Below are 1,353 nucleotides of genomic sequence, written 5' to 3'. Positions count from 1 at the left end.
TCGGCGATCGCCGCGCCGTCCGCCGCCCTCGAGCCGCCGCTTCCGCCCGCGCCGCCGCCGGTGGTGGCGACCGGCCGCTCCTCGGTGGTCGGCTCCTGGAACGCCTCCGATGCGGCGGGAAGCTGCAAGGTCTCGCTGTCGAGCACGCCCTCGCTCGACCTCTACAAGGCGACGACCGCGGGCTGCGGCAACAAGGATCTCGCCAAGGTCTCGGCCTGGGATTTTCGCGACGGCGAGGTGTACCTCTACCAGCCGGGCGGCACCGTCGCCGCGCGCCTGCGGCAGGCCGGCGGCAGCCTCGAGGGCGCGCTCTCGAAATCCGGCGCGCCGCTCTCGCTCGCCCGCTGATCGTCAGGGGTTCACCCGCACCCCGAGCAGCACCGTGTGCGCCTCGTAGGTCGAGAGCGGGATGGTGCTGTTCAGCGTCGAGTAGATGTAGCTGCCGCGCAGGGCGAGCCAGCGGTTGAAGCGGTAATCGAACCGGGCGGTGGCGGAGTAGCCCCGCTCGCGGATGCGCACGCCGTCGTAGTTGGTGGACAGGTAGGCGGCGCCCACCGTGATCGAGAGGTTGCGCAGGAGGTCGTGCTGCACTTCGAGCGTGGCGGCGTCGGTGAAGGCGCCGCTGGAGCCCGGCACCGCGGTTTCGATCACCCCGGTCTGCTGGTTGAAGCGCACCGTGGTGAGCGGCGAGACCGACCAGACCAGCGCCGCGTTGACGACCGGCGCGTTGATGTCCTGCAGCGTGCGGTCGACGTAGGAGCGGTGCTGCAGGCCCGCTGAGACCTCCGCCGTGAGGGTGCTGTTGAGCTGGACCGCCGCGCCCGCGGTGAAGGCGACGCCGTCGGAATCGCGGCGCAGGCCGAACTGGTCCACCGGCGTGTCGTAGATCCGGGTGTCGAGGAAGGTCTCGACGAAGGGCGTGATCGCCGGCGAGATCTCGTAGCCGGCGCGCAGGCGCAGGCCGTACTGGTTGGCGTCGCGGTCGCTCTGGATGATCGTGGTGCCGTTGCCGAGCTGCGCGTCCTCGAAGACCGAGCGGTCGATCGAGCCGCGCAGGGAGAGCTGCAGCCGGTTGAAGTTCTCCTGCACGCCCGCGGTCGCGCCGTAGGTGGCGAAGAGCGGCCGGCTCGTCGCCCCGCCCGCGCCGAGATCCGGGCTGCCGAGGCGCTGGCTGTCGAGCAGGAAGCGGGTCTCGAGGTCGACGCGGGTGTCGCGGTCGACGTCGATGCGCATCCGCGCGGTGCCCACCGCGTTGGGGCGGCTCGCCTCCGGGTTCTGCGGATATTCGAGGTAGCTGCCGCGCATCTCGGCGGTGAGCTCGCTCGCCGACCACTCGCTGCGCAGGGCCAGCTC

2 protein-coding genes are annotated in these 1,353 nt (G+C 71.5%); one reads left to right on the top strand and one right to left on the bottom strand.

Features of this window, described 5'->3' with window-relative positions; genetic code table 11:
- Positions 1-348: AprI/Inh family metalloprotease inhibitor (locus MFF42_RS23260; RefSeq protein WP_238258103.1), on the top strand; the 348-nt coding region annotated here is incomplete at its 5' end.
- A gap of 3 nt (positions 349-351) precedes the next feature.
- Here MFF42_RS23260 and MFF42_RS23255 read toward each other — a convergent pair.
- Positions 352-1,353 (bottom strand): outer membrane beta-barrel protein (locus MFF42_RS23255; RefSeq protein WP_238258102.1); only part of this gene is annotated, 1,002 nt, incomplete at its 5' end.

It is taken from the genome of Methylorubrum podarium (assembly GCF_022179745.1).
GTDB classification, from domain to species: Bacteria; Pseudomonadota; Alphaproteobacteria; order Rhizobiales; family Beijerinckiaceae; genus Methylobacterium; species Methylobacterium podarium.
This window is presented reverse-complemented; position numbering and strand designations above follow the sequence as displayed.